The 22,957-nt window shown below is 62.9% G+C and carries 23 protein-coding genes and 1 pseudogene; 8 read left to right on the top strand and 16 right to left on the bottom strand.

Going from position 1 to position 22,957, the window contains the following annotated elements:
* The first annotated feature begins 14 nt into the window (after positions 1-14).
* A complete protein-coding gene (locus ACSSV4_RS06765; protein ID WP_454274269.1) occupies positions 15-1,016 on the top strand; it encodes a DUF4340 domain-containing protein in 1,002 nt (333 codons plus the stop codon).
* 752 nt (positions 1,017-1,768) lie between these two features.
* On the opposite strand, the gene ACSSV4_RS06760 is transcribed toward ACSSV4_RS06765, so the two are convergent.
* From ACSSV4_RS06760 to ACSSV4_RS06745, 4 genes are all read right to left on the bottom strand, one after another.
* A complete protein-coding gene (locus ACSSV4_RS06760; protein WP_052453269.1) occupies positions 1,769-2,131 on the bottom strand; it encodes an SPW repeat domain-containing protein in 363 nt (120 codons plus the stop codon).
* 30 nt (positions 2,132-2,161) lie between these two features.
* Positions 2,162-2,401: a DNA-directed RNA polymerase subunit omega gene (rpoZ, locus tag ACSSV4_RS06755; protein ID WP_052453270.1), complete on the bottom strand. Its 240-nt coding sequence runs from the start codon at positions 2,399-2,401 to the stop codon at positions 2,162-2,164.
* Positions 2,398-3,129 carry an NADH dehydrogenase ubiquinone Fe-S protein 4 gene (locus tag ACSSV4_RS06750; RefSeq protein ID WP_114669618.1) on the bottom strand — a complete coding sequence of 244 codons (732 nt, stop codon included), beginning with the start codon at positions 3,127-3,129 and terminating at the stop codon, positions 2,398-2,400. Before ACSSV4_RS06750 ends, rpoZ begins: the two co-directional genes overlap by 4 nt.
* 80 nt (positions 3,130-3,209) lie before the next feature.
* On the bottom strand, positions 3,210-3,707 hold the full coding sequence (locus tag ACSSV4_RS06745) for an Hsp20 family protein (RefSeq protein WP_043869993.1): 498 nt from the start codon (positions 3,705-3,707) through the stop codon (positions 3,210-3,212).
* 212 nt (positions 3,708-3,919) lie between these two features.
* Between ACSSV4_RS06745 and ACSSV4_RS06740 the strand changes: the two genes are divergently transcribed.
* A complete protein-coding gene (locus tag ACSSV4_RS06740) occupies positions 3,920-4,144 on the top strand; it encodes a hypothetical protein (protein WP_043869994.1) in 225 nt (74 codons plus the stop codon).
* Positions 4,145-4,186: 42 nt separating this feature from the next.
* Here the strand turns inward: ACSSV4_RS06740 and ACSSV4_RS06735 are convergent, their stop codons facing one another.
* The 6 genes from ACSSV4_RS06735 to ftsH form a co-directional block, all read right to left on the bottom strand.
* Complete coding sequence (locus ACSSV4_RS06735; RefSeq protein WP_454274266.1) at positions 4,187-6,391, bottom strand: amylo-alpha-1,6-glucosidase; 2,205 nt, start codon at positions 6,389-6,391, stop codon at positions 4,187-4,189.
* 17 nt (positions 6,392-6,408) lie between these two features.
* On the bottom strand, positions 6,409-7,509 hold the full coding sequence (locus tag ACSSV4_RS06730; protein WP_454274264.1) for a glycosyltransferase family 4 protein: 1,101 nt from the start codon (positions 7,507-7,509) through the stop codon (positions 6,409-6,411).
* A gap of 324 nt (positions 7,510-7,833) precedes the next feature.
* Positions 7,834-8,979 carry a cation:proton antiporter gene (locus ACSSV4_RS06725; protein WP_454274262.1) on the bottom strand — a complete coding sequence of 382 codons (1,146 nt, stop codon included), beginning with the start codon at positions 8,977-8,979 and terminating at the stop codon, positions 7,834-7,836.
* Positions 8,979-9,563 carry an NADH dehydrogenase ubiquinone Fe-S protein 4 gene (locus tag ACSSV4_RS06720; protein WP_454274261.1) on the bottom strand — a complete coding sequence of 195 codons (585 nt, stop codon included), beginning with the start codon at positions 9,561-9,563 and terminating at the stop codon, positions 8,979-8,981. The genes ACSSV4_RS06725 and ACSSV4_RS06720 overlap by 1 nt, the downstream gene beginning before the upstream one ends.
* 56 nt (positions 9,564-9,619) lie before the next feature.
* Positions 9,620-12,400 (bottom strand): AAA family ATPase, encoded by a 2,781-nt coding sequence (locus tag ACSSV4_RS06715; protein ID WP_454274259.1) that lies wholly within the window; start codon positions 12,398-12,400, stop codon positions 9,620-9,622.
* Positions 12,401-12,452: 52 nt separating this feature from the next.
* Positions 12,453-14,285 carry an ATP-dependent zinc metalloprotease FtsH gene (gene ftsH / locus ACSSV4_RS06710; RefSeq protein ID WP_454274257.1) on the bottom strand — a complete coding sequence of 611 codons (1,833 nt, stop codon included), beginning with the start codon at positions 14,283-14,285 and terminating at the stop codon, positions 12,453-12,455.
* Between the two features lie 187 nt (positions 14,286-14,472).
* Between ftsH and ACSSV4_RS06705 the strand changes: the two genes are divergently transcribed.
* From ACSSV4_RS06705 to ACSSV4_RS06680, 6 genes and pseudogenes are all read left to right on the top strand, one after another.
* Positions 14,473-15,408, top strand: coding sequence for a zinc metalloprotease HtpX (locus ACSSV4_RS06705; RefSeq protein ID WP_454274256.1), 936 nt, complete (start codon positions 14,473-14,475; stop codon positions 15,406-15,408).
* Positions 15,409-15,673: 265 nt separating this feature from the next.
* The gene (locus ACSSV4_RS06700) at positions 15,674-16,102 is read left to right on the top strand and encodes an Hsp20/alpha crystallin family protein (RefSeq protein WP_454274254.1); all 429 of its coding nucleotides are present in this window, start codon (positions 15,674-15,676) and stop codon (positions 16,100-16,102) included.
* A 15-nt stretch (positions 16,103-16,117) separates the two neighbouring features.
* Positions 16,118-16,516, top strand: a complete 399-nt coding sequence (locus ACSSV4_RS06695; RefSeq protein WP_454274253.1) for an Hsp20/alpha crystallin family protein — start codon at positions 16,118-16,120, stop codon at positions 16,514-16,516.
* Positions 16,517-16,556: 40 nt separating this feature from the next.
* The gene (locus ACSSV4_RS06690; RefSeq protein ID WP_454274252.1) at positions 16,557-17,048 is read left to right on the top strand and encodes an Hsp20/alpha crystallin family protein; all 492 of its coding nucleotides are present in this window, start codon (positions 16,557-16,559) and stop codon (positions 17,046-17,048) included.
* Between the two features lie 266 nt (positions 17,049-17,314).
* Positions 17,315-17,461: pseudogene (locus ACSSV4_RS06685) on the top strand (LysR family transcriptional regulator); the annotation flags it as partial.
* A 117-nt stretch (positions 17,462-17,578) separates the two neighbouring features.
* Positions 17,579-18,289: a LysR family substrate-binding domain-containing protein gene (locus ACSSV4_RS06680; protein ID WP_454274521.1), complete on the top strand. Its 711-nt coding sequence runs from the start codon at positions 17,579-17,581 to the stop codon at positions 18,287-18,289.
* Here the strand turns inward: ACSSV4_RS06680 and ACSSV4_RS06675 are convergent.
* Genes ACSSV4_RS06675 through trbK-alt form a run of 6 tightly spaced genes read right to left on the bottom strand, consistent with a single transcriptional unit; the run spans position 18,228 to position 22,942 of the window.
* Positions 18,228-18,467 carry a DUF2274 domain-containing protein gene (locus tag ACSSV4_RS06675; protein WP_454274250.1) on the bottom strand — a complete coding sequence of 80 codons (240 nt, stop codon included), beginning with the start codon at positions 18,465-18,467 and terminating at the stop codon, positions 18,228-18,230. The genes ACSSV4_RS06680 and ACSSV4_RS06675 overlap by 62 nt on opposite strands.
* Positions 18,468-18,469: 2 nt before the next feature.
* Positions 18,470-19,591: a TrbI/VirB10 family protein gene (locus tag ACSSV4_RS06670; RefSeq protein WP_454274248.1), complete on the bottom strand. Its 1,122-nt coding sequence runs from the start codon at positions 19,589-19,591 to the stop codon at positions 18,470-18,472.
* Positions 19,588-20,565 (bottom strand): P-type conjugative transfer protein TrbG, encoded by a 978-nt coding sequence (gene trbG, locus ACSSV4_RS06665; RefSeq protein ID WP_454274246.1) that lies wholly within the window; start codon positions 20,563-20,565, stop codon positions 19,588-19,590. Before trbG ends, ACSSV4_RS06670 begins: the two co-directional genes overlap by 4 nt.
* 47 nt (positions 20,566-20,612) lie before the next feature.
* Positions 20,613-21,302: a conjugal transfer protein TrbF gene (gene trbF / locus ACSSV4_RS06660; protein ID WP_454274245.1), complete on the bottom strand. Its 690-nt coding sequence runs from the start codon at positions 21,300-21,302 to the stop codon at positions 20,613-20,615.
* Positions 21,299-22,651, bottom strand: coding sequence for a P-type conjugative transfer protein TrbL (gene trbL / locus ACSSV4_RS06655; RefSeq protein ID WP_454274244.1), 1,353 nt, complete (start codon positions 22,649-22,651; stop codon positions 21,299-21,301). The genes trbF and trbL overlap by 4 nt, the downstream gene beginning before the upstream one ends.
* Before the next feature lie 3 nt (positions 22,652-22,654).
* Positions 22,655-22,942 carry a putative entry exclusion protein TrbK-alt gene (gene trbK-alt / locus ACSSV4_RS06650; RefSeq protein WP_454274243.1) on the bottom strand — a complete coding sequence of 96 codons (288 nt, stop codon included), beginning with the start codon at positions 22,940-22,942 and terminating at the stop codon, positions 22,655-22,657.
* Between the last annotated feature and the right edge of the window lie 15 nt (positions 22,943-22,957).

The raw sequence follows: 22,957 nt of genomic DNA, 5'->3' as shown, positions 1-22,957 counted from the left end.
AAAGGAGACATCTCATGAACCAGAAGTCTTTTCTGATGCTTGGCGGCGCCACGGCCCTGTCACTCGTCGCCGCGGGCGCAACGCTCTTCGGCAGCGGGAATGCCCCCGCCTTTGCCGAGGCTGGCGAGCCCCTTTTCCCGGGGCTTGCCGAAGCCAGCGCCGATGTGGCGAGTTTGGAAATCCGGGAAGGCGACTTCGCCATCACCATCGAGTCCCGCGACGGTGTTTTTGTCGACGCGGCCTCCGGCTTCCCGGTTGATCCAGATCCCTTGCGCGACCTTGTCAGCGGCATGACCATGGCCACCATCGCAGAGGCCAAGACCGCAGACCCCGCGCGACATGCCGATCTGCAACTTGCTGCTATCGGGGATGACGAGGGCGCCGGAAGCGAAATCATCCTCCGGGACGGGGATGGCGACACCCTTGCCCATGTGATCGCCGGCCAAAGAGATTTCACCCTGGGTGGTGTCACCGGCGGTCAATACGTCCGGCGTGGCGATGAAGACGCGACGTGGCTCGTCCACGCGCGGCTTGACCCGCCAATCTCGCGCGCAGGCTGGTTCGACACGCGCTTGATGGAGGTCGACGCTGCCCTGCTCACTGGCGCAACCCTCACCACAGAAGATGGCAGCGTGATTGCCATGTCGGGCGCAGACGGCACGCTGACCATCGATCCACTGCTGATGACAGGACGTGTTCCCGCCGAGAACCAGTTGAACCGGATCGTCCGGCTCTTCGAGACGCTCGACTTTGCGGATGTGCGCGCGGGCATGGCGAGCGATAGCGAAGCTGCGGGACCAGCCCTGCAGGCCAGCCTTGAGGACGGAACGACAATCACTCTCACTCAAGTCAGCGGGTCCGACGGCGCAGATGAAACGCGCTGGTTCCGCATCGACGTAAGCGGCAACACCGAACTCGCCTCGACAACCGCCGGGTTTGAGTTTTCGATGTCGTCATCCGACGCCGAAGTCTTTAGCTGGACTTTGGATGATCTGACGGAGGAAACCGCGAGCTAATTGGAGAGCCGCAGCCAAACGACTTGGCTGCGGCTCATCCGTTTGCACATGAGCGGCGTTTACCGACGCGTATCGGGAAAATGCGTTCCGATACCTTTCAGAACCAGGCTTTGGTTCCCATTCGAACGGCCGGAGCCAATCAAGCGACCGGCATTCAGATCGCCCGCTCCTATCGGCAGTCACTCAGACAAGACAAGCGACGACCACACGCTATCGCACGACACGGCACGATCGCACCATGAACATACGTTGCACACGTCGCTCCGCAACGCACTGAAATCATGCCCAAATCGCCACCATCCATCACGAGAACGACGCCGATTGGACGCTGCTCTACGCGGTCGCTGTTGGTTGCGGGGTGATTTGCACCTATCGGGATAAGTCATTGATATTGCTTGGGTCGAATGAACGGCGACATCTCGCGGCTCGCCAAGGCCCTGAAACCAATATGGTTTCTTGAGTGGTTTGGTTGCGGGGGGGCGCACCCATCATAACTTGCCACTGGACGGTCGGCACATGGGGCCAGATGATGTTAGGGATGTAGCTAAGAAAATTGCGATGGTTGTGGGGATTTCCCGCGGTCTGGAATTGCTATTTCGAGCGGTAGCTTAGCCTTGGCGGAAACGCGACAGCACTCTTGAGCGCTGCCCTCCGAAGGTGGAGGTTTGAATCCCGATAACGCGTCACTACTTCGTTGGTCTTTCAAACAACGTAAGAAACTACCGGCCCCGTTCGCGGGGCCGGTAGCCAAATTAGGCTGTCAGAGCAGAATTCCCACCGTCGTTCTTCCAGCGCCGCCAGGCGGGAAAGGCCAGCGCGAGCACGCCGAGGGCCACATGGGCAAGCGCGATACTGAGCGTGAAGCCGGCTACGAGAGCCCATGGGCTGATCGCAGCCCAGACACCCGCAACCATACGCGCCCAGTCAAGCCCTTCATGCGGTCGCCAAAGCGCAATTGCGGCAAGCACTGCGATCAGTCCGCCTGTCAGTAGGGCGCTCCAGAAGGCAATATCGGTCATCGTGACGACGAAGGGCAACCCAGCGAGGGCTAGGCCCGCGAGAAGGCTGATGCCGTCGCCAAGCTTGTCATAGTTCGTGGTCCAGGTCTTGCTCATGGTGTTACCTCCTTTCTCTTCACCAGGGATTCAATGCGGCCGAGCCAGCCGCTTGGGCGCCGGCGCAGGCAGGAAGGGCAACAGCTCCTCCTGCGAAATCGCACCGGTCGCGATCTCTTCCAAGGCAAGCTCTTCGGTTGCTTGCCGTTTAGGTTCGACCCGAGGTTCTGCCCCGGCCCTCAGCGCCCGGCTGCGGGCGCTCGCGGCGAGGACCAGTGCGAAACGATCGGGCACCGCCTGCTGGGCATCAATTGCAACGAAGGGATTCATGCCGCCCTCCCTTCCTCAACGGACGGATACAATCCGTCGGCGGCCACCGCCGCTTCAAGCGCCAACAGCGCTCGTTCAACCTCGGCAAACTGCGATGCACGCTGGTTTTCCGGCATGCCTTCGGTGCTGGCGACATCCTGAAGATACTCCGTGTAGGCCCAGTTCATCAGGATAGAACGGCGAGCCTCCAACGACAGGCTGGCGTCCGAAGCAACTTCAATGGGAGAACGCCCATCATCGCCGCCTTTCGGATCGCCCCGCCGTTTTGCGCCGGCCATCGCGTCACGATAGGTTTGCCGCATCTCGGACAGTCCGAGCCGAGAGAGCGTGGCATCGGACCACAGCTCGGCCTGCCTGTCCCGTGCCCGAGCGGCACGGCGCGCGGCTTCGCCTGCCGGCAGATGCACCTCGTAAGCCACCCCCAGACGCTTTGCATGGCGAATAGCGGCTTCCAGCGTCGGAAAGCTCAGGTCTATCTGTTGGATCGTGTCGTCGCCACCCGTCCAGCCCATCAAAGGCTCGAGCCAAGGACCGGTCCGGCGTGGAAAGCTCATCTTCCAGCCCTTCGTACGCGTGCGCCCCGAGGTCATCGCCGATTTCGACGGTTTCCATATCCGGGCGACCGCATCGTCCGGCAGAGAAGAGTCCCAGTCTGGTCGCGAACCGGCCTGACTCAGAATGGGTGATACATGTGATTGTCCTGTGAAATCTCCGCTGATCACGTTCATCTCTTAGCCTCCAGATTGCAGGAAGGGCGTCCGGCCGCCACCCGAGCGGCCGGAACGTCCCGTTCTGGGTCCAAGCTGGTTCAGGCCGCGACCGGTTCCGGCTCTGGAGCTGTCTCGAGCTGCCTGGTCTCGAGACCCTCGGTCGCCTCAGCCGACGCGATCTCGATCCGACGCGGTTTGAGTTCCTCGGGGATCTCGCGCTTGAGCTCGACGGTCAGCAAGCCGTTCGACAGCGTGGCCGCTTCGACCCGGACGTGATCGGCCAGTTCGAACCGACGTTCAAACGACCGTCCGGCGATGCCACGATAGAGATAGCTGACACCGCCGTCACCTTCGGGCGTCTCCTTGCGGCCCGACACGATCAGCATGTTCTTGTCTTGGGTCAGGGTCAGATCGTCTTCGGCAAAGCCCGCCACCGCCATGTCGATGCGATAGTCGTCCTCGCCGGTCTTGACGATGTCATAAGGCGGCCAGTTGTCGAGCGTCTCCACTCGACGGGCTGTCTCGAGCGCGTCGAGCATACGGTCGAAGCCAACGCTCGAACGGAACAGAGGTGCAAAATCAAGTGTCGTTGCCATAGCCATATCCTCCTTTGAGCAACATGGGTACAGACATCGGGAGCACCGCAGGAGCGATGTCCCGCTTTATGGCCGATCCCCGTCTGGGCGATCTGCATAAAGTAATTTGGAACAGCACCTTACGGTTTCAAGAGGATGCTCGGAAACTTTTTTCTACGAACAGCTCTCCTATATTTCTCTTGCTTCCTTGTAGCATTCGAAAGGAGGAGATCATGACCGAAAACGACGTGAAAAGCATCCTGGGTCCCGGCACGGACCCCACGCTTCTGTCTGATATTCTGCGCACCGGCGCCGACGCCTCCGAACTTGCCTGTGCCAAGGCCTGGGTCGAGGCGGACGAGGCGCAGGTCGATGCCCATAGCCCCTTCCCATCGGGCCGGGTCGCCCGGCTGGTAGAATTGCTCGAAGCCGATCAGGAAGAAGATGATCTGCAGTAGCAGAAATCGGGCTGGCGCAGACGATGGCGCCAGCCCGTCCCTTCAGGTGGTCACAATAACCCGAACCGGTCCGTCGCGACGCAGAACATCGGCAACCACGTGGGTGCCAGACCGGCGCAGAGCCACATCGACGGATCCACCATCAAGGCGGAGATTGCGCAGCACGACCTCTCCCAGAATCTCCGGAAGGATCGGTTGCTCGAAGATCACCTGCCGCGCCTCGGCGTCGAAGCGCAGCCCGAGACAGGCCTGAAGCAGCAAAAGCGGCGCTCCCGCCGCCCAGGCCTGCGGCGTACAGGCCACCGGGTAGAAGGTGGGGCCTTGCGTCTCGCGGCGCGGGAAGCCGCAGAACAACTCCGGCAACCGTCGCAGGTCGATATAGGTGGCCGCAGAGAAGATGCCCTCGAAAATCCGTGCGGCCTCTTCACGGAACCCGTAGCGCGCCAACCCCGCCCCGATCAGCGCATTGTCATGGGGCCAGACCGACCCGTTGTGATAGCTCATCGGATTGTACCGTGCCTGACCCGCGGCAATGGTCCGCACTCCCCATCCGCAGAAAGACGACGGCCCCATCAGGGCTCGAACGACCGTTTCGGCGCGCTCCTCCGGGACGATTCCCGTCCAGAGCAGATGGCCCGCGTTCGAACTGCGTACTCGGCAGGGCCGTTTGTCACCATCGAGGGCGAGCACATAGGTTCCAAGCTCATCGTCCCAGAACGCCGTGTCAAAACGGGACTTCAATTCCGAGGCCTTTTGCGCCTGTTCCTCCGCGATCCCGTCATGACCGAGTTCCCGTGCGATCTCGGACGCAGCCAGCCGGGCAGCATAGACGTAGCCCTGTACCTCGCATAGCGCGATCGGCCCCTTGGCCAGCGTCCCATCGGCGTGAAACACCGCATCATGACTGTCCTTCCACCCCTGGTTGGCGAGCCCCTTGTCGCTGCGCCTCCCGTATTCCACGAAACCGTCGCCGTCCCGATCGCCATAGGTCTCGATCCAGTCGAGCGCCGCACAGACATGCGGCCAGAGTGTTTCCAGCACCACCCGATTGCCGGTGCGTTCGAAATACGCCCCGGCGAGCATCACGAACAGCGGTGTCGAATCCACGCTGCCGTAATAGCGCCGGAACGGAACTTCGCCGGTTTCCGCCATTTCGCCATAACGCACCTCATGAAGGATCTTGCCCGGCTCGGCATCGGTGGCCGGATCGAATTCCGTCGCCTGGTTGGCCGCAAGATGCAGCAGAACGCCCCGCGCGACCGCGGGGTCGAGCCAGAGCATTTCCCAGGCGGTGATCAGTGCATCGCGCCCAAACACGGTGCTGAACCAGGGCACGCCTGCATAGGGATAGGGCCCCTCCTCCGTATCGGTCATGAGCATGTAGAGGTCCGAGACCGAACGGCGCATGGTCTCGTTGAATATCTCGTTGGAGCTTTGCACCGTGGCTGCGCGGGAAGAAGAACGTCTGAGTGCGCGGCGCGCGTCCCGCAACGAGCGGAAAAACAGGCGCGACGGAGGATCCTCAGCCCCATTCACGTCGCAGCCGATCTCGATAAAGAGCGAACGCGTTTCGCCGGGGACGAGGCTCAGACGATAGACGGCTTTCCCCGGCTCAAGCTGCGCAGGCGCAGGATCAAAACGCAGAGCGGTGCTACGTGGATTGTGGTCGAGCCCCCGGTACGACAAGAGCACGTGCGAGCCATCCACCTCCGGCAAGAGCGACGTTCCCCGGCGGGCCCGCACCCGGCCACGGACCTCAAAAATATCCGCAAAATCGGCCTCAAAGGCGATTTCCAAGGTAATCTCATGTGGGGCCTCGTCGAAATTGCGTACCGCCAGCCGCTCATAACACGTGCCCTGCCAGAGAAACCGCGTCCGGCGCATGTGGATGCGATCATGCGCAATCAGACAGCGACCGGTTTCGTCATAAAGATCGGGATTCGTCAGATCGCAGGTCAGCGTGGCGTTATCGTCGCGCAATGTGGACGAGAGCAGCATGGGCCGCTCTCCCCCGATGGTCAGATAGTAATGCGAGAGATACCTGGTGTCGCGATGGAACAGGCCCTCGGGGCTGCCTGGCCCCGAGAGCACATCGCCATTGTGATCGAACACGGCGAAGGTATCGCCGTGCTTCAGGGTTCGTGGCCGCCGCTCCTGCAAGGAGGCTGCCGCCGGGATGACGAATTGCGCCGGCGGCGCGACCAGTTGCGACGCACGCAAGGCCGTCTGTTGCAGCGCCTCGGTCATCTTACTCTCCTTCGCACTCATTCCGCTGCATGCAGGACATGGGCCCCATGGCCGCCGAGCATATGCGGGAGCGGCATCGTAACAGCCTCGACGCCCGGCAGCCCGCGATAGATTTCGACATAGTCGCGCGCCATGCGATCTGCGGTGAAGCGTTCTTCGAACGTCTCGCGCACGATTCCTCTGCTGATACGGTCCAGCTTGCTGACGGCCGCGACAGCGTCCTCCAGCGAGTGCACGACATAGCCGGTCAGCCCTGGCTCCACGATCTCGGGCACTGAGCCATTCGCCCATGCGATTACAGGCGTGCCGCAGGCCATGGCCTCGATCATCACCAAGCCGAAAGGTTCGGGCCAGTCGACCGGGAAGAGCAGCGCCCGCGCGTTCCCGAGAAATTCGGCCTTTTGCTTCTCGTTGATCTCTCCGATGAACTCGACATTGTCGTGGGCGTCGACCATAGGCGCGATGATCTCTTCCCAATACTTGCGATCCGCATCGCCTATCTTGGCGGCGATTTTCAGTGGCATCCCCGCCCGCGCCGCAATTTCGATGGCGCGGTCCGGGCGTTTCTCCGGCGAAATCCGTCCGAGGAAAGCAAGATAGTCGCCGTTCGGGCGTTCGGTGAAGGGCAGCAGAGTCTTGGGAAGACCGTGATAAACTGTTCCTGCCCAGTTCACGAAGGGCAGCGGACGGCGCTGGTCGTCCGAGATCGAAACGAGCGGATAGTTCGGGAAGGTCGCATAGAAGGGACGAAGATCAGGCCCGTCAAGCCGGCCGTGCGTGGTCGTCACCATGCGATCGGCGAATGCGCGCGCCATGGGATAGTGCAGGAAGTCGATGTGAAAATGCAGCACGTCGAATTCATCGGCCCGCAAGCGGACTTCCTCCAGCATGGCGACATGCCAAGGCAGCGAGTTCTTCACGTTCGGATCGAGCCGGAGCGCTTCCTTGCTGCACGGGACCAGGTGGGCCTTGGTCCGGCTGTCGCCGCTGGCGAACAACGTGACTTCATGGCCCTGCCTGACCAGTTCTTCGGTGAGATAGGAGACGATCCTTTCTGTTCCCCCATAGAGACGCGGCGGGCAACTTTCTTCCAGCGGTGCGATCTGTGCGATCTTCATCGGCAAAACCTCCTCTTATGAGCGAAGCCTCAACAATGGATGCGAGAAGGTCGTCTACGATCACCCCGCCTGGGCATGACCGCCGGATGTGGCATCTCGAATTCGGACAGTCGTGATACAAGATCACTGCCATCCGCCGGACCATGGTTCCGGAACGCGAGATGGCCTTGCCCGGCAAAACCTCCTGCGCAAAACAGCGATGTCAGATAGCAGGGAACCCCTGCGAAAAGTTCAGTTAGAAATCGACTTTGGAGTTTCAACCCCCTCCCGCGCGCAAAAAATATGGCGCGAAGCAGGCAGGTGCTGAGTGTGCGTTGGCCGCATTCACGCTGCGCGACGAACCACAACCGCTCCAATCAGCATGCTCAGCCCCAACGCAAGGAACAGAGGGTCGGCGATCTTGGCTTGCAACAGGCCGGAGGCAGTCGTGACAGAGATGAGCATCAAGCTGAATTCGCCGCCATGGGCCAGGATGGCGCCCGCGCGAAGCGCAGTCTCGAGCTGTTCTCCGAACATGCGGGTCAGGGCAACAACAAGCGCGAGTTTCATCACCATGAGCACAAAAAGCCATGCCAACACCATTGGCCACGTCGACCAAAGCGCACCTATATGGAGTTGAGCTCCGATACCGATGAAGAACACCCCGACGAACAGATCCCGGAACGGCCTGATTTCCCGTTCAACGAATTGGCGGGCGTCGCCCTCAGCGATCATCATGCCGGCAGCGAAGGCACCGAGCGCCGGCGAAAGACCCGCAACCTGCGCAATAATGGCCGCGAGCAAGGCAACGGTCAGGGCCAGAAGCTGTGCGAGTTCAGCCTCGCCCTGGGTTGCGACCCATCCGGCAAGCCGCTGAAGCATTGACCGGGCGATGAAGAGCGCCCCGACGAGCACGCCCATGCCCCCGACCATCTTCAGGACGTCGTGCCCGCTTTCCACGACTCCTGCCGCGGCGATGACATCGTGAAAGGCCAGAAAGCCGACGGCCGCCAGATCCTGAAACAGCAGAACAGCGATCGCGACCCGTCCCTGGGGCGTCCCGAGCGCATCGCCGCCCGCCAGGACCTTAAGGCAAAGCGCGGTCAACGACATCGCGACCGCGCCAGCGATCAGAACCGCCGCCGCCGGCGCGATCTCGGTAAAAACGAGCAGCCCTGCGGTGACCGACCCTCCGGTTACGAGCACCTGTGTCAGACCGAGTCCGAAGATCAGCCGCCGGAGCGACACGAGCTTGTCGAGGGAGAATTCCAGACCAAGCGCAAAGAGAAGCAGGATCACCCCGACCTCACCGATAAGCGTCAGTGTGGCACCCTCGGCGATGAGCCCCAGACCGGACGGCCCGATCACAATGCCGGACAGCAGGAAACCGACCAGGGCGGGGATGCCAAGCCATGCGCAGATCGCGACATGGCAAAAAGCCATCATGGCGAGCAACGCGGCGGCCTCCAACAGCCCCTGGTCGGCGTGCATCAACGTCGCCCGCTTCCATAGACAGTTGCCCCGATCCACGCCGGTGGGTCGGATGCGGGGAAGGATTCAGCACTCGCTTCACAGACCGGGTCTGCAGCCGTCGCGAGTTCCGCTGATAGATCACGAACGCTGGCCGCGTCGATGCCTCGGTGAAGCCGGTGCCGGGAACTCGGTCGGTGGCCGGTCTCGATGCGGTGGGCGCCAGGAGCATCGGCTCCCTTGCTGGTTGGCGCTGTCTCCCACCAGAAGCGGCGCGGTGGCACGGATCGACGTTTGTCCGGCTCGTGGCGCACGATATACTGCCAGTCGTTTCGTTCCGCGAAGGCGATGGCGCTGTCGAGATCAGGGAATGTCAGGCGGATCGGACGATAGGGATCTTCGGTTGCGGTCCAGCCCATAAGAGGCTCGATGACCGGCGCCCGGGCCGTCTCAAACTCGAGTATCCAATGCTGCCGCCTGATTGGAGCGGAGGTGTGAGACGAGCGAGCTGGCCTGTAGATCAACGCTGTCGGCACGTCTGGAGATGTCAGGTCAGTTCCGGGGATCTTCGGTCGAAACGGTGGGCGGTTGTGTCCTTTCAGCATGATTTACCTCTCTTCGGATTGCGGCACCGGCGGCGTCACCGCCGGTGCGCGGGCCATCATTCAGAGGCGGGCTCAGCCTCTTCGCTATCGGCTTTGCCCGGCACTTCGGGGGTCTCGGTTTCTCCTGCGCTCTCCAGCTTTTGGAACGTGATCTTCTGATCATCCGCGGTCCAGGCGACGCGCACCTTGTCGCCGTCCTCGATCCGACCGGAAAGCATCTCGCGGGCGAGCTCAGTCTCCAGTTCCGAACGGATTAGCCGTCGCAACTCGCGGGCGCCGAACTCTGGCCGGAAACCCACTGCTCCGAAATGCTCCGCAACGCTTCCGTCATAGTCGAGCTCGACCCCCTGGGTCAGCGCCGTGCGGGCGACACGGGCCAGCTGCAGCTCGACGATCTGCCGGATTTCCGACTGGTTCAGAGAATGGAAGACGATGATTTCGTCGATCCGGTTGATGAACTCGGGCCGGAAATGGGCACGCAACACGTCCATCAGTTCGGCCTTCTGCCCTGCCTCGTCGAACTCCTTGGTTCCGCGCTTGCGAAGGTTGCGCTGGATGATATCGGAGCCGAGGTTCGACGTGGCGATAATGATGGTGTTGGTGAAATCCACCACGCGGCCCTTGCCGTCGGTCAGGCGGCCATCGTCGAAGACCTGCAGCAGGATGTTATAGACATCCGCATGCGCCTTCTCGATCTCGTCGAGCAGCACGACAGAATAGGGCCGGCGCCGGACCCGTTCCGTCAGCTGGCCGCCTTCGTCGTAACCGACATAGCCCGGCGGGGCGCCAACCAGCCGCGCGACCGCGTGACGTTCGCCATATTCGGACATGTCGATGCGGATCATCGCATCCTGATCACCGAAGATCGTCTCCGCCAGAGTCTTGGCCAGCTCGGTCTTGCCGACGCCGGTCGGGCCGAGGAACAGGAAGGTCGCGGTCGGGCCGGAGCCCTCGCGCAGCCCGGCGCGCGCCAGTCGCACGGCATCGGCAACGGCATGGATGGCCTCTTCCTGGCCGATTACCCGCTCATGCAACTTGTCCTCGAGTTTCAGCAGCTTTTCGCGCTCTTCTGTCGTCAGCTCGCTCACCGGCACGCCGGTCAGTTTCGAGACGATCTGCGCCACGTGGTCGGCGCGCACTTCAGCCGTCGCAGAGGCCCGGTCGCGCTTCCAGGTTTCCATCAACTCGTCAAGCTCGACCTGTTTGGCTTCAAGCTCTTTCTTGAGTTCAGCAGCACGGTCGAACTGCTTCCTCCCCGCAGCGTAGTCCTGCTCGCGCCGGATCTGAGCGACCTCAGCCTCGAGCTCCTGGACATCGACGGGACGCGCGGTAGCGCTGATCTTCACGCGCGCGGCAGCCTGGTCGATCAGGTCGATGGCCTTATCGGGCATGAAGCGGCCGGTGACGTAGCGGTCGGAAAGCTCGGCCGCCGCGACGATGGCCTCGTCGGTGATCGTCACCTTGTGGTGGCTTTCCAGCGTGTCGCGCAGGCCGCGCAGGATCATGATCGTCTGCGCCACCGTCGGCTCATCGACATAGACCGGCTGGAAGCGGCGCTCCAGCGCGGCGTCCTTCTCAATGTATTTCTGGTACTCGTTCAGGGTGGTCGCGCCGATCAGGTTCAGCTCGCCGCGGGCCAGCGCCGGCTTGAACGTATTGGCGATGTCGAGCCCGCCTTCGCCGCCGCCCTGTCCGGCTCCGACGATGGTGTGGATCTCGTCGATGAACAGGATCATGTCGGCCTTGTTGGCCTCGATCTCCTTGAGGATCTTCTGGACCCGCTCCTCGAACTCACCGCGATATTTCGATCCGGCCACCATCGAGTTGATGTTGAGTTCGACCAGCCGTTTGTCGCGCAGCGCCTCGGGCACCTCGCCCGCGACGATGCGCTGCGCCAGCCCCTCGATGATCGCGGTCTTGCCGACGCCCGGTTCGCCGATCAGCACCGGGTTGTTCTTCTTGCGCCGCGCCAGAACCTCGATCGTCGTCTCGATTTCACGCGCCCGGCCGATCACCGGGTCGAGCCTGCCCTCGCGCGCCAGCTTGGTCAAATCGCGGCTGTATTCATCCAGATCAGGCGTGCTCGACGGGGTTTCGACGCGGCCTTCCTCGGCCCCCTGACCGACGACCTTCGTCACCTGCTGGCGTAGCGCCTGCGGCGTCAGGCCGAGCCGGTTCAAGATGCTCGACGCCACGCCCTCGCCCTCTTCGGCGAGACCGATCAGAAGGTGTTCGGGGCCGACGTAAGAATGGCCCAGTTCGTTCGAGGCGATGAAGGCGCGGTTCAGCGCATCCTTCACCCGCGGGCTGACGCCGATCTCACGGTCCTCCCCCGTTGCGTCGCCCTTCTTCGCTTCGCTCTCGATCTGGCGGCGCAGATCGTCGGCGTCGATCTTGACCTGCCCCAGCACCGTGCGGACAACATCCGAGCCGGTAAGCGCCAGCAGAAGGTGTTCCGTATCAACCTCGGTCCGGCCGAATTCATGCGCCTTCTGGCCCGCCTCCTGCAAAAGCCGGTTGGCCTGTTCGCTCAGGCGGTCAGCGATATTGATGCCGCCGCGCCGTGCGGTGCGCCCCGCCTGTCGGATCGGGACGGGTTGCCCCTGATCTTCGCCAAGCCGATCGAAAAGGCCACCGGCATCGCCAAAGAATTCATCGAAGAGCGAGCGCCCTCCGAAAAGCGATTCCAGTGGCGATACGCTACGCCCTTGCCGTCGGGCGATCCTGCGGTAGTCCTCGTCGCAAAGCTCCATCACCTTGCGTTCACCGTTGACAGAGACCTGCGCACGAAAGCTGGCAGGTCGGGATTTGCAGATATCACAGATGCCGTTTGCCATTTTTCACCTCCGTCATGCTCCCAGCCGGAAGGTCCGGACTGGGTCTCTGTGTTCAGGCCGCCTCGACCTCCTGAGCGCGGACCTTTTCTGCGATGGCCCGAAGGTCGGGCTCGTCCAGCGTCTCGCGGTCGAGCAGATCGCGGGACGTTTCCTCCAGCAGCGCCCGGTTCGCGTCGAGAAGCGCGACCGTACGCGCGAAGATGTCGTCGATGATCACCTTGACAGCGGTATCCATCCGCTCGGCCGTTGCCTCGCTGTGGCGGCGGTTGAGCCAGGCGGATTGATCCCCCGTGCCAAGGAAGCCGGGTCGCTCGGTGTCATAGCTGACATGGCCCAGATCGGGGTCCATGCCGTAGCGCGCGACCATGGCCCTGGCGATGTCGGTTGCCTTCACCAGGTCGTCGGCGGCACCGGTTGAAAGGTGATCGTATATGACCTTCTCGGCCGCACGCCCGCCCAGAAGAACGGCGATCTTGTTCTCCAGTTCCTCGCGGGTCATCAGGAAGCGGTCTTCGGTCGGGCGCTGGATCGTATAGCCGAGCGCACCGATCCCGCGCGGGATGATCGAGACTTTGTGCACCGGATCGACCCCCGGCAGCGCCATCGCAACCAGCGCGTGCCCCATTTCGTGATGCGCCACGATTTCCCGCTCGCGCGCGTTCAGAACACGATTGCGCTTTTCCAGCCCGGCGACGATACGCTCTACCGCGTTGTTGAAGTCTTCCATGGTCACCGCATCGGCCTTTCGGCGGGTTGCCAATAGCGCCGCCTCATTGACCAGATTTGCCAGGTCCGCTCCGGAAAAGCCCGGGGTCAGCGCGGCGACCTTCTCGGCATCCACGTCCGGTGCGAGCGTCACCTTCTTCATGTGTACCCCGAGGATCTGGATGCGGCCCTTCTTGTCGGGCTTGTCCACCAGCACCTGCCGGTCGAAGCGCCCGGCCCTGAGCAGCGCCGGGTCGAGGATTTCCGGCCGGTTGGTGGCCGCCAGCAGCACGATCCCCGACGACGGGTCGAACCCGTCTAGCTCAGTGAGAAGCTGGTTCAGCGTCTGTTCACGCTCGTCATGCCCGCCGGCCATCTGACCGGAGGAGCGGGCGCGGCCGAGCGCGTCGAGCTCGTCGATGAAGATGATCGCCGGTGCGTTCTTGCGGGCCTGCTCGAACAGGTCGCGCACCCTTGCGGCGCCGACGCCCACGAACATCTCTACGAATTCCGAGCCCGAGATCGAGAAGAAGGTCACGCCCGCCTCGCCCGCCACGGCCCGCGCCAGAAGCGTCTTGCCGGTACCCGGCGGGCCGACCAGCAGGATGCCTTTCGGGATCCGGGCGCCGAGCTTGCCGTAATCCTCAGGCGTCTTCAGGAAATCGACCACTTCCTCCAGCTCGGCCTTGGCCTCGTCGACCCCGGCCACATCGGCAAAGCTGACGCCGGTTTCCTTCTCCATGTAGACCTTGGCCTTGCTCTTGCCGACCTGCAGGAAACCCCCAAAACCCTGACGCTCGGCGAACTTGCGAAAGACGAACATCCAGAGACCGAAGAAGACCACTGCAGGCACCACCCAGGAGAGAAGCGCCCCGATCCAGGTGTTTTGCGGAACGCCGGTGATCTCGACATCCGCGTCGTCCAGCCGTTCAAGAATTGCGGGATCGACGATCGTGGTGACGAAGCCAGAGCGGCCGTCGATGGGAGTCTCGAAGGTGCCGGTGATCGTATCGGACCCGACCGAAACCGAAGCGATGTCGCCGTCGGCGAGATACTGTTCGAATTGGCTGTAGCTGATCGGCGCGATGCTGCGGTAGCTGGCGATCAGATCCTGAATAAAGATCACCGCAAAAAATGCGACGATCCAGTACCAGATGTTAAATTCGGTTCTCTTTTCCATCCCCTTCTCTCCTCGGCGTCAACCCGTAGAGATGTTGCTGATTTATCACGCCCGGCCAGATTGGTATTGCTTGAGCCGAGTTCAAGAGGGATCCGACATGAGGATCGAAGCTGGCAACGATGCCCAAAATTCTTACATCCCGTGGCGTGCCACTTCCCGTTAGCCGCGAGTGAAATTTATTGCGATCATGACTGCGACGCCGCGCCACCAATTCCTGAACCTGCTCCAATCCATCCTGCTTTTGGCGGGTATGGCGGTTATCGCCTGGTTCATCGTTTCGGCGATTGCGGGACAGGGCTTGGCGATTGCGATCGTCATCGGATCCTTGCTGGGATTGCTGCTGTCACCCGGCATCCCGAAACGCCTGTTGCTGAACGCCTATGGCGCACGCAGGCTCAGCGGGCGGGAATTTCCAGAGGGCATGGCGATACTGGCCGAACTCGCACGCCGCGCCGGGCTGCCGCGTGTACCGGAACTCTACTATGTACCGAGCCAGATGCCGAACGCCTTCGCTATGGGCTCTCCGGATGAAAGCGCCGTCTGCGTCAGTGATGGTCTTCTGCGATTGATGAACCAGCGCGAACTGGCCGGGGTCCTGGCGCATGAGGTCGCTCACATCGCCAACCGCGATCTCTGGATCATGGGTCTGGCCGACGCGATGTCGCGCGCAGTGTCGCTCGCGTCCTGGGTTGGGCAACTCATCCTGCTGCTGAACCTGCCGCTCATCCTGGCCGGCGCGGCTTATGTGCCCTGGCAGGTACCGCTTGTCCTGATCTTTTCACCCACGATCATGGCCCTTCTTCAGCTCGCGCTGTCGCGGGCCCGGGAATACGATGCCGACAGAGGCGGCGCCGAGCTGACCGGCGATCCCGATGGCCTCGCTTCGGCCCTCCTCAAGCTAGAACGCCGCGTCGGGCGGGTCTGGGAAGAGATGTTCCTGCCCGGTCGCCGCATCCCCGAACCCTCGCTCCTGCGCACGCACCCGCCCACCGCCGATCGAATCCGGCGGCTGCGCGCACTTTCCGGACCCCGCCGACCGGTCCCACCGTCCGTTCCCCTGAACGCACCGCGGGCTGTGCGCGTTTCCACGCCGCGTTACGGGCCTTGGGGCGTCTATCGATGAGAACATTTTTTGCGCTGAGTCCTTGAAGTTGCAAATAAGCAACACTTTATCCGCAGCGGAACGCCCAGTTGGGGTTTCACGGATACGCGACAGGTTCGGCTGATTCAGCGGACCGCCTGACGTTCGCCCGAGGGGAACGCATGGCAGACGCGAACGCACCAGACCGCCGCCGAAATGGCGAACCTTGAAGCATGTCCGTTCTCCGCGGGCGTTCAGTGGCGTGGTGACAAATCCACGCCGTCAACTGAAACGACGGAGGCGAAACATGCTCTATCCCACCTACACACGTCGCAACGATCCGTTTGCGCTGATGCGCTCGATGCTGCGCGATTTTGACAGGGCCTCTCCTGGCCACGTGACCCAGCCTGTCTTCCCCGCCGTGAACGTCTGGCAGGGCGACGAGGCGGTCGCGATCACTGCAGAACTCCCTGGCGTTGACCCGGCCGACATCGACATTTCCGTGAAGGAGAATGTCCTGACGATCTCCGGCGAGCGGAAGGCGCCCGAAGTTCCGGAAGGCGCCCGCTGGCACCGCAACGAACGCGGCTTCGGCCGGTTCGCCCGTTCGGTTCGGCTGCCCTTCGTGGCCGCGGAGGACAAGGTCGAGGCGCGGATGACCAACGGCGTGCTGCGCATCGTGATCGGCCGCCCCGAAGAGGACAAGCCGCGGAAAATCGAGATCAAGGCTGCGTAAGAGGAGGGCTGATCCATGACCAACGACGTGACGCATACCACCGACAAAACCCCGGCGGAGACGCCGGAAACCACCACCGGGCGGCGCATCTACCGACCGCTGGCCGACATCGTCGAAACCGCCGACGGGGTGACGCTGACGCTCGAAATGCCGGGCGTCGCCGCCGAAGACGTGGACATCACGCTCGAAAAGCGCGTGCTGACGATCCGCGGCAAGGTGAACGCCACCCAGCCCGAAAAGCTGCAACTGGCCTATGCCGAATACGGCGAGGGCGATTTCGAACGGGCCTTCACCATGTCCGACGATTTCGACCCCGACAAGATCGGCGCGCAGGTCTCGAATGGCGTGCTGACCCTGACGTTGCCGCGCGCAGCGGAAGCCCAACCCCAAAAGATCACGGTAACGGCGTCGTAAACCCGACATGTCGCACCCAAAAGAAGAAAGGAGAACTCACATGCAGATCAAGGACCTGATCCCCTGGGCGCGGAAGGATCATGCGCCCGACCCGAAAAGTGACGACCAGAACCCCATCGCCACGCTCCAGCGTGACATGAACCGCGTCTTCGAAGGTTTCTGGAACCGGGTGAGCGATTTCGACTGGCCCTGGGGTGGTGGCGAGGCGAAATCCGACGTGGTCGAGACCGAAGATCACGTGGAGGTTTCGATCGAACTGCCCGGAATGGAAATGAAGGATGTCGAGGTCACCGTGACCGACGACATGCTGACCATCAAGGGCGAGAAGAAGATCGAGCGGCAGGAAGAGAAGAAAGGCTATTATCTCTCCGAACGCAGCTATGGCGCGATCTATCGCACGATCCCGCTACCGCCGGGTGTCGACGGTGAAAAGGCCGATGCCAGCTTCAGGAACGGCGTGCTGACGATCAAGCTGCCGCAGACCCCGGAGGCGCAGGCCAAGGTCAAGCGCATCGAGGTGAAGAACGCCTGATACCGGATGTCGTGCCGACAGCACCGTGCTGTCGGCACGACGATCTACACTTCTCCTGTCTTGGACGGTTAAATCCAATCGGGAGAGAGCGATGCAGGTCGGGTTGGAACTTCAGGCAGTTGCCCGGGACTGGTCTTCCGCAAAAGTACTTCCGAGTAGTTCACATAGCTAAAATGGACGAACGATCTCGTCACAAGCACAGCACCAGAACCCTGCACGATTGAGTGCGAGACTCACCTATGGGGGCATCGAGCGGATGACACACGATGAAAAGGAGAGCACGTGACATTGAGTTTCGGCACCTGCGGTGCTTCGTTAATGCAGCCGATCATGGCAGTTTCCGAAAGGCTGGAAGCACGATGGGTGTCCAGCAGTCATCAATCAGTCGATGCATCTGCGATCTCGAGGATCGCCTCGGAACATCCTTGTTCCACCGTCATCGAAGCGGTGTGACCCTAAACCGCGCCGGGCAACAATTTCTACCTCGCGCACGTCAGATAATTCGCGGGCTTGATGAGAGCTTGCACGCGATGGCGGCACTTGGCAGATCGGAAAACGGCCGTATAAGAGTCGGCATTTATTCATCGATTGCCTCGGGCTTTCTGGCCGAATTGCTGCGCTCCTTCGGGGATCAGCACAATCATGTGGAGATCGAATTGATCGATGGAAACCCGGAAGAACACGTCGCTGCCATCCGTCGGCTCAAACTCGACGTCGCTTTCCTAACTGGAACCCGGACTTGGCGAGAATGTGACAGCGCATTGATGTGGTCAGAAGGTGTTTTCGTTGTCCTGCCTGAACGCCATGAGTTAGCCATCCGGACAGCAGTCGACTGGCGCGAGCTTAGCGGCGAGGCTTTCATGGTCAGCGAAACAGCGCCGGGCCAAGAGATCTATGATTATCTGGTGAGGAAGCTGGCAGACCTCAGTTGGCACCCTGACATACATGTGCAATCCGTAAGTCGAGATAACCTGCTGTCATTGGTTGCCATTGGGCGAGGTTTGACCGTGGTCAGCGAGGCGATGACGGTGACGAACCATCCGGGAGTGGTCTTTCGACCGATCAAGGGCGAGCGCCTTCCATTTTCTGCAATCTGGTCGCCGAATAACGACAACCCCGCGTTCAGGCGTCTTCTAAGCATGGCAAGGACAAAAGCAGGGTCGGAAAGAAGCGCGGCTATCAGTGAGCATCTCTGTGGATTTGAGCCGCACGCCTCGCCTTCGCAAACCCGCGATCTGTAGCAATAAACCTCTGGAGCATCGGCACGATCAGCCGGACAGGATCACTTACAGGCTGCCCCGTCTCCCGCCCCAGCACCTTGGCATAGGCGACAAGATCGCGATGAACGGACGCGGGCAATTCTACCGTCACCTTCACCGGCTTGTCATCGGGCAACGGCCCAAGCTTCAGTTTCGACATGATCAACCTCCTGCGGGTTCGAATACAAGATCGCGGGTGACGATGATCCTGACCGGGAATCCCGGGCGGATGGTCAGGGTAGGCGCGACCTGCAACTGACGCTGGACGATCTGCTGGCCGGCTTGGTTGATCGTGTCCACAGCGCCATCGCGGATCGCCTGGACCAGGCGGTCTTCGTCATCGGTGGCGAGGTTCGCGCCGATCGCGAGCAGGGTGGACAGACCCGCTGCACGTATAAGATCCCACCAGTGGTAGTCGACGCCATCCTCGAGGCCGGCATAGCCGCTCGCATCCGCACCCGGCAGACGTTCGAGAACGATGGATCGGCCGCCGGGCAGGATCAGGCGGTTCCAGACCAGCAGCACGCGGCGTTGGCCGAATGTCACGCCGTCATCGTATTGGCCGATGATGCGGGTTCCTTGTGGGATCAACAGCAGCGATCCGGTCGGGCTGTCATAGACATTCTCCGTGACCTGCGCGGTGATCTGCCCGGGGAGATCAGAGCGAATGCCGGTAACAAGCGCGGCGGGGATCACCGCTCCCGCCTGAAGGATGTACGGCGAGGCTGGCGGCTGAATGCGATCGGATGAGACGGTCTGCCGGTCCACCGGACCGTTGAGGAAAGCCGTATGTCGGCTCCCCTCGGGTTGCTCGGAGCCACCCAGTCCCGGAAGGTTCACGCCGCCCTCGGCGGTCGTTGCCCTGCCAGATGCCGTCTGGAAGAAGACACCGCTCAGACGCGCGGTTTCCTCCTCTGCCCCGCGGCGCTCCGCGTCCGGATCGACGGTAGGGCCCACAATCGGCGGAGGGGCTACGGGCACTCCCCGCTCCTGCGCATCGAGGATCGGCCGCCCGAGGTCACCGGGCAGTGCAGGTCCCAGAACTGGTCCGGTATAGTCGGACGGCAACCCTTCCAGGCCGTCCGCGGCCGGTCGGTTGTCGATGGAATAGAGTTCTCCACCTCCCGGCCCAGCCTCACGGGTCTGAAGCGCATAGATCAGCGCGCCCCCAATGCCGAACAGCGCGACCGCTCCGACACCGGCCAGAACCTTGCGCGACAGCCGGGTCACACGGGGCGGATCGGGACGCAGACGCATCGGAGCTGCAGGATCGGTGTCGCTCATGACGCCCCTCCCCTTCGCGCATCCCCCTCCGTCCGCGCATCGGCCTCGCGCTCCTCCATACGCACGATCCGGACTACCTGCTGGCGGTCTCCTGCCCCCAGCCGAAGCTCGGCAGCGCCGAAGAGGCGATCCACGATCAGCACGTTCCGGCGAATACGGCTGTTGACGATCTGCGGTTCTCCGTCGGCGCCGAGCACGAAGAGCGGCGGCATCTCGCCCTGGGCGATGCCAGCTGGGAAGACGACATAGACGCGACGGCCATCGTCGAAGACGGAAACCGGGCGCCAAGGCGGGCTCTCCCCCTGGATCTGCAAGCCGTAACGATGATTGCGGGCCGATGGTGCCGGGATGGTCGGCGCGGTTGCCACAGCCTGTCGCCCACCACGGGGCGGTGCCGGATAGGCCCAGGCGACAGAGGGCATGTAGAGCGCCTCGCGCGCGCGCAGTTCGATCGTGTACACCCGCCTGTCAGTGCTGATCACCAGATTGGTCGAGATGTCGTCCCGCGTCGGTTTGACGAGGATGTGGACGCGGGCGGTGGATCCGGACCCGCTCTCCGTGTCGCCGATGATCCAGCGCGTGGTATCCCCCGCGGCGATCGGACCCGCGCCGGTCAGACGTTCGCCCGGCTCGAGTGCGATATTGGTGATCTGACCAGGAGCGGCATAGACCTGATAGAGAGCACCTTCCGACCAGGGATAGATCTGGATCGCATTGTAATAGCCCTCGCGGCGCGGTTCGACCCGGGCGGCGGCATTGGCGTTTTCGATACGGCCAGTCGGTGTGCCTGCCACCGCTCCGCCATGCGCCACTGTCCAGACCGGCGGCGTGTGCAAGGGCCGAGGACGTTCCTCGGCAGCCGAGGCGGGCGGAGTGGGCAGCGGCGGCACGGACTCGTCGTAGCTGAATTCCGGCACCGGGTTACTCGCGCACCCCGCCAGCACGGACGCGGATAGCAGCAGGGCCACCAACATCGGCGTCCTGACGCCCGGAGACCTGGTTGCATAAAGATGCTGTTCAGTCATTGGCTCATCTCCCGCGACCAGGAGATCGCATTGACATAGATTCCAAGGGGGTTGGCGCGCAGGCGCTCGGCGCTGCGCGGGGTCTGGATCACGACGGTCAGGATCGCGGTCCAGCGCTCGGTCGCGGAAAGCTGGCCGTTCTCGTAGTGCCGTTCGGTCCAGGCGACGCGGAACGATCCCGGCGAGGCCCGAATGACCGAGGACACCTCGACGGCGATCTGTTGACGACCGACGCGTGTGAACGGGTCGGTCGCACGAGCGAAATCGTTAAGCGCGGCCGCGCCGCGATCCGTGGTGAACTCATAGGCGCGTAGCCAGTTCTGCCGCACGATGATCGGGTCGGCGGGGATGGAGCGAACCTGCTCGATGAAACGACCCAAATGGAAGGCGATCTGCGGATCGGTCGGCTCGTAGTCGGCGGAGGCTGGCGCGACCGCCTGGGCCTCGCCGAGCGCGTCGACCTGAACGACCCAGGGCACGACGGTGCCACGCGCGGATTGCCAGACCAGGGCGCCAGCAAAACCCGCCGCCAGGATCAGGCTGCCAAAGGCCATGTAGCGCCAGTTGCGGGCCTGGACGCGGGCGGAGCCGATACGCTCATCCCAGACCTGCGCAGCCCTCTGGTAAGGCGTCTCTGGTTGAGGTGTCTTGCCATAATGCGTGGCGGAGCGCTTGAAGAGGTTCATGAGCGATCCCTTTCGGAGAGATTGACGGAGGAGCCCGAGCCGTGGCTGTCGCCCGATCGGACGGCATGAGCGGCAGCGCGGACGCCATGGCTCACGGCCTGGTTATGGCGCATGCGCTTCGCCCAGGCAGGCGGGCCATCGGAGGCGGATGGGCCAGCAGTCGCGGGCTCGGGTGCCGCGCCGCCGACCGTGCCCATCGAGGTGGTTCCGCCCGTCACCGCAACACCGCCCTTGACGCCCTCGGCGTAGCTGGACTGAATCCCGCCAGCCGCGCGAGAGGACGCCTTCTTGAGCGGTGATGCCGCGGCAGCGGCCCCGGCGCGGGCCACACCAGCCATCCCCCCGGAGAGACCTCCTCCACCCATCGAGCCAAGCGTGTAGGCGCTCGAGGCAGCGCCCGCCGCGGTGGCGCCGCCGCGTGCCAGGGCGGCACCACCGGAGAGCGCAGATCCCGCCCCGCGCGCTGCGAGCATGGTCGCCCCTCCGGCCCCTATCGCAGCGCCACCAACGGCAAGGCCTGTACCTATGGCCGCCCCCGCGCTGAGTTGGGGCCCGCCGGACACCAGACCCGAGGCGATGCCGGGGCCGAAGATACCGAGGCCCAGCAGAGACAGGGCGGCCAGAACAATCGCCATTGCGTCATCGATGGTCGGCGTCACGCCGCCGAAGCCGGCGGTGAACTGACCGAAGAGCGTCGAGCCAATGCCGATGATCACGGCGAGGACGAGAACCTTGATGCCGGAAGAGATGACGTTGCCCAGCACGCGCTCGGCCATGAAGGCGGTCTTGCCGAAGAGGCCGAAGGGGATCAGCACGAAGCCCGCGAGGGTCGTGAGCTTGAACTCGATCAGGGTGACAAAGAGCTGAACCGCGAGGATGAAGAAGGCGAGGATCACCAGCGCCCAGGCGAAGAACAGGCAGAGGATCTGGACGAGGTTCTCGAAGACCGCGACCCAACCCATCAGATCGGAGATGCTTTCGAGAAGCGGCCGTCCGGCCTCAAGCCCGGTCTGGGCGACGCGGCCCGGGCGCAGAAGATCTGCAGCGGAAAACCCAGTGCCCGAGGCCATCAGACCAAGGCCCGCGAAGCTCTCGAAGACGATCCGGGCGAGGTTGTTCCAGTTGGAGATGATATAAGCGAAGACACCGACGAAGAGCGTCTTCTTCACCAGTCGGGCAATGATGTCGTCATCGGCGCCCCAGGCCCAGAACAAGGCCGCCAGCGTCACGTCGATCACGATCAGCGTGGTGGCGATGAAGGCCACCTCACCCCCGAGCAGCCCAAACCCGCTGTCGATATAACTGGTGAAGATGCCCAGAAAGCTGTCGATGACGCCGGTTCCACCCATGGCTCACTGGTCTCCCGGACGCTGCGGCGCTTCGGGTGCAGGCATCCGGCCGAGGAACCGGTCACGGCTCTCGGCCCAGGCGGCGAGGCAATCGGCATCGCTGGAAGCGGCCTCGCCAAGCTGCTGGCACCGGCGCAGCGTCGCGCGGAGAGGATCGGCAGACGGCTGGAGCGCGGGCGCGGAGCTGGCCGGCACGGGAGCTTCCTCGCGTGTCATCTCGATCACCGTGGCTGTGATCGCGATCGCCACGAACACGATGGCCGCGATCCGGGCCAGCACCTTCCCCTCCATCGTCTCCCCCTCCCG

The organism is Roseovarius sp. MBR-154 (assembly GCF_053628595.1).
This window is presented reverse-complemented; position numbering and strand designations above follow the sequence as displayed.

Excerpts from the sequence above, each read along its gene's own strand:
- ACSSV4_RS06765 (WP_454274269.1), top strand. The coding sequence starts at position 15 with ATGAACCAGAAGTCTTTTCTGATGCTTGGCGGCGCCACGGCCCTGTCA.
- ACSSV4_RS06760 (WP_052453269.1), bottom strand. The coding sequence starts at position 2,131 with ATGAGCAAGACCTGGACCACGAACTATGACAAGCTTGGCGACGGCATC.
- rpoZ (WP_052453270.1), bottom strand. The coding sequence starts at position 2,401 with ATGAATCCCTTCGTTGCAATTGATGCCCAGCAGGCGGTGCCCGATCGT.
- ACSSV4_RS06750 (WP_114669618.1), bottom strand. The coding sequence starts at position 3,129 with ATGAACGTGATCAGCGGAGATTTCACAGGACAATCACATGTATCACCC.
- ACSSV4_RS06745 (WP_043869993.1), bottom strand. The coding sequence starts at position 3,707 with ATGGCAACGACACTTGATTTTGCACCTCTGTTCCGTTCGAGCGTTGGC.
- ACSSV4_RS06740 (WP_043869994.1), top strand. The coding sequence starts at position 3,920 with ATGACCGAAAACGACGTGAAAAGCATCCTGGGTCCCGGCACGGACCCC.
- ACSSV4_RS06735 (WP_454274266.1), bottom strand. The coding sequence starts at position 6,391 with ATGACCGAGGCGCTGCAACAGACGGCCTTGCGTGCGTCGCAACTGGTC.
- ACSSV4_RS06730 (WP_454274264.1), bottom strand. The coding sequence starts at position 7,509 with ATGAAGATCGCACAGATCGCACCGCTGGAAGAAAGTTGCCCGCCGCGT.
- ACSSV4_RS06725 (WP_454274262.1), bottom strand. The coding sequence starts at position 8,979 with ATGCACGCCGACCAGGGGCTGTTGGAGGCCGCCGCGTTGCTCGCCATG.
- ACSSV4_RS06720 (WP_454274261.1), bottom strand. The coding sequence starts at position 9,563 with ATGCTGAAAGGACACAACCGCCCACCGTTTCGACCGAAGATCCCCGGA.
- ACSSV4_RS06715 (WP_454274259.1), bottom strand. The coding sequence starts at position 12,400 with ATGGCAAACGGCATCTGTGATATCTGCAAATCCCGACCTGCCAGCTTT.
- ftsH (WP_454274257.1), bottom strand. The coding sequence starts at position 14,285 with ATGGAAAAGAGAACCGAATTTAACATCTGGTACTGGATCGTCGCATTT.
- ACSSV4_RS06705 (WP_454274256.1), top strand. The coding sequence starts at position 14,473 with ATGACTGCGACGCCGCGCCACCAATTCCTGAACCTGCTCCAATCCATC.
- ACSSV4_RS06700 (WP_454274254.1), top strand. The coding sequence starts at position 15,674 with ATGCTCTATCCCACCTACACACGTCGCAACGATCCGTTTGCGCTGATG.
- ACSSV4_RS06695 (WP_454274253.1), top strand. The coding sequence starts at position 16,118 with ATGACCAACGACGTGACGCATACCACCGACAAAACCCCGGCGGAGACG.
- ACSSV4_RS06690 (WP_454274252.1), top strand. The coding sequence starts at position 16,557 with ATGCAGATCAAGGACCTGATCCCCTGGGCGCGGAAGGATCATGCGCCC.
- ACSSV4_RS06680 (WP_454274521.1), top strand. The coding sequence starts at position 17,579 with ATGGCGGCACTTGGCAGATCGGAAAACGGCCGTATAAGAGTCGGCATT.
- ACSSV4_RS06675 (WP_454274250.1), bottom strand. The coding sequence starts at position 18,467 with ATGTCGAAACTGAAGCTTGGGCCGTTGCCCGATGACAAGCCGGTGAAG.
- ACSSV4_RS06670 (WP_454274248.1), bottom strand. The coding sequence starts at position 19,591 with ATGAGCGACACCGATCCTGCAGCTCCGATGCGTCTGCGTCCCGATCCG.
- trbG (WP_454274246.1), bottom strand. The coding sequence starts at position 20,565 with ATGTTGGTGGCCCTGCTGCTATCCGCGTCCGTGCTGGCGGGGTGCGCG.
- trbF (WP_454274245.1), bottom strand. The coding sequence starts at position 21,302 with ATGAACCTCTTCAAGCGCTCCGCCACGCATTATGGCAAGACACCTCAA.
- trbL (WP_454274244.1), bottom strand. The coding sequence starts at position 22,651 with ATGGGTGGAACCGGCGTCATCGACAGCTTTCTGGGCATCTTCACCAGT.
- trbK-alt (WP_454274243.1), bottom strand. The coding sequence starts at position 22,942 with ATGGAGGGGAAGGTGCTGGCCCGGATCGCGGCCATCGTGTTCGTGGCG.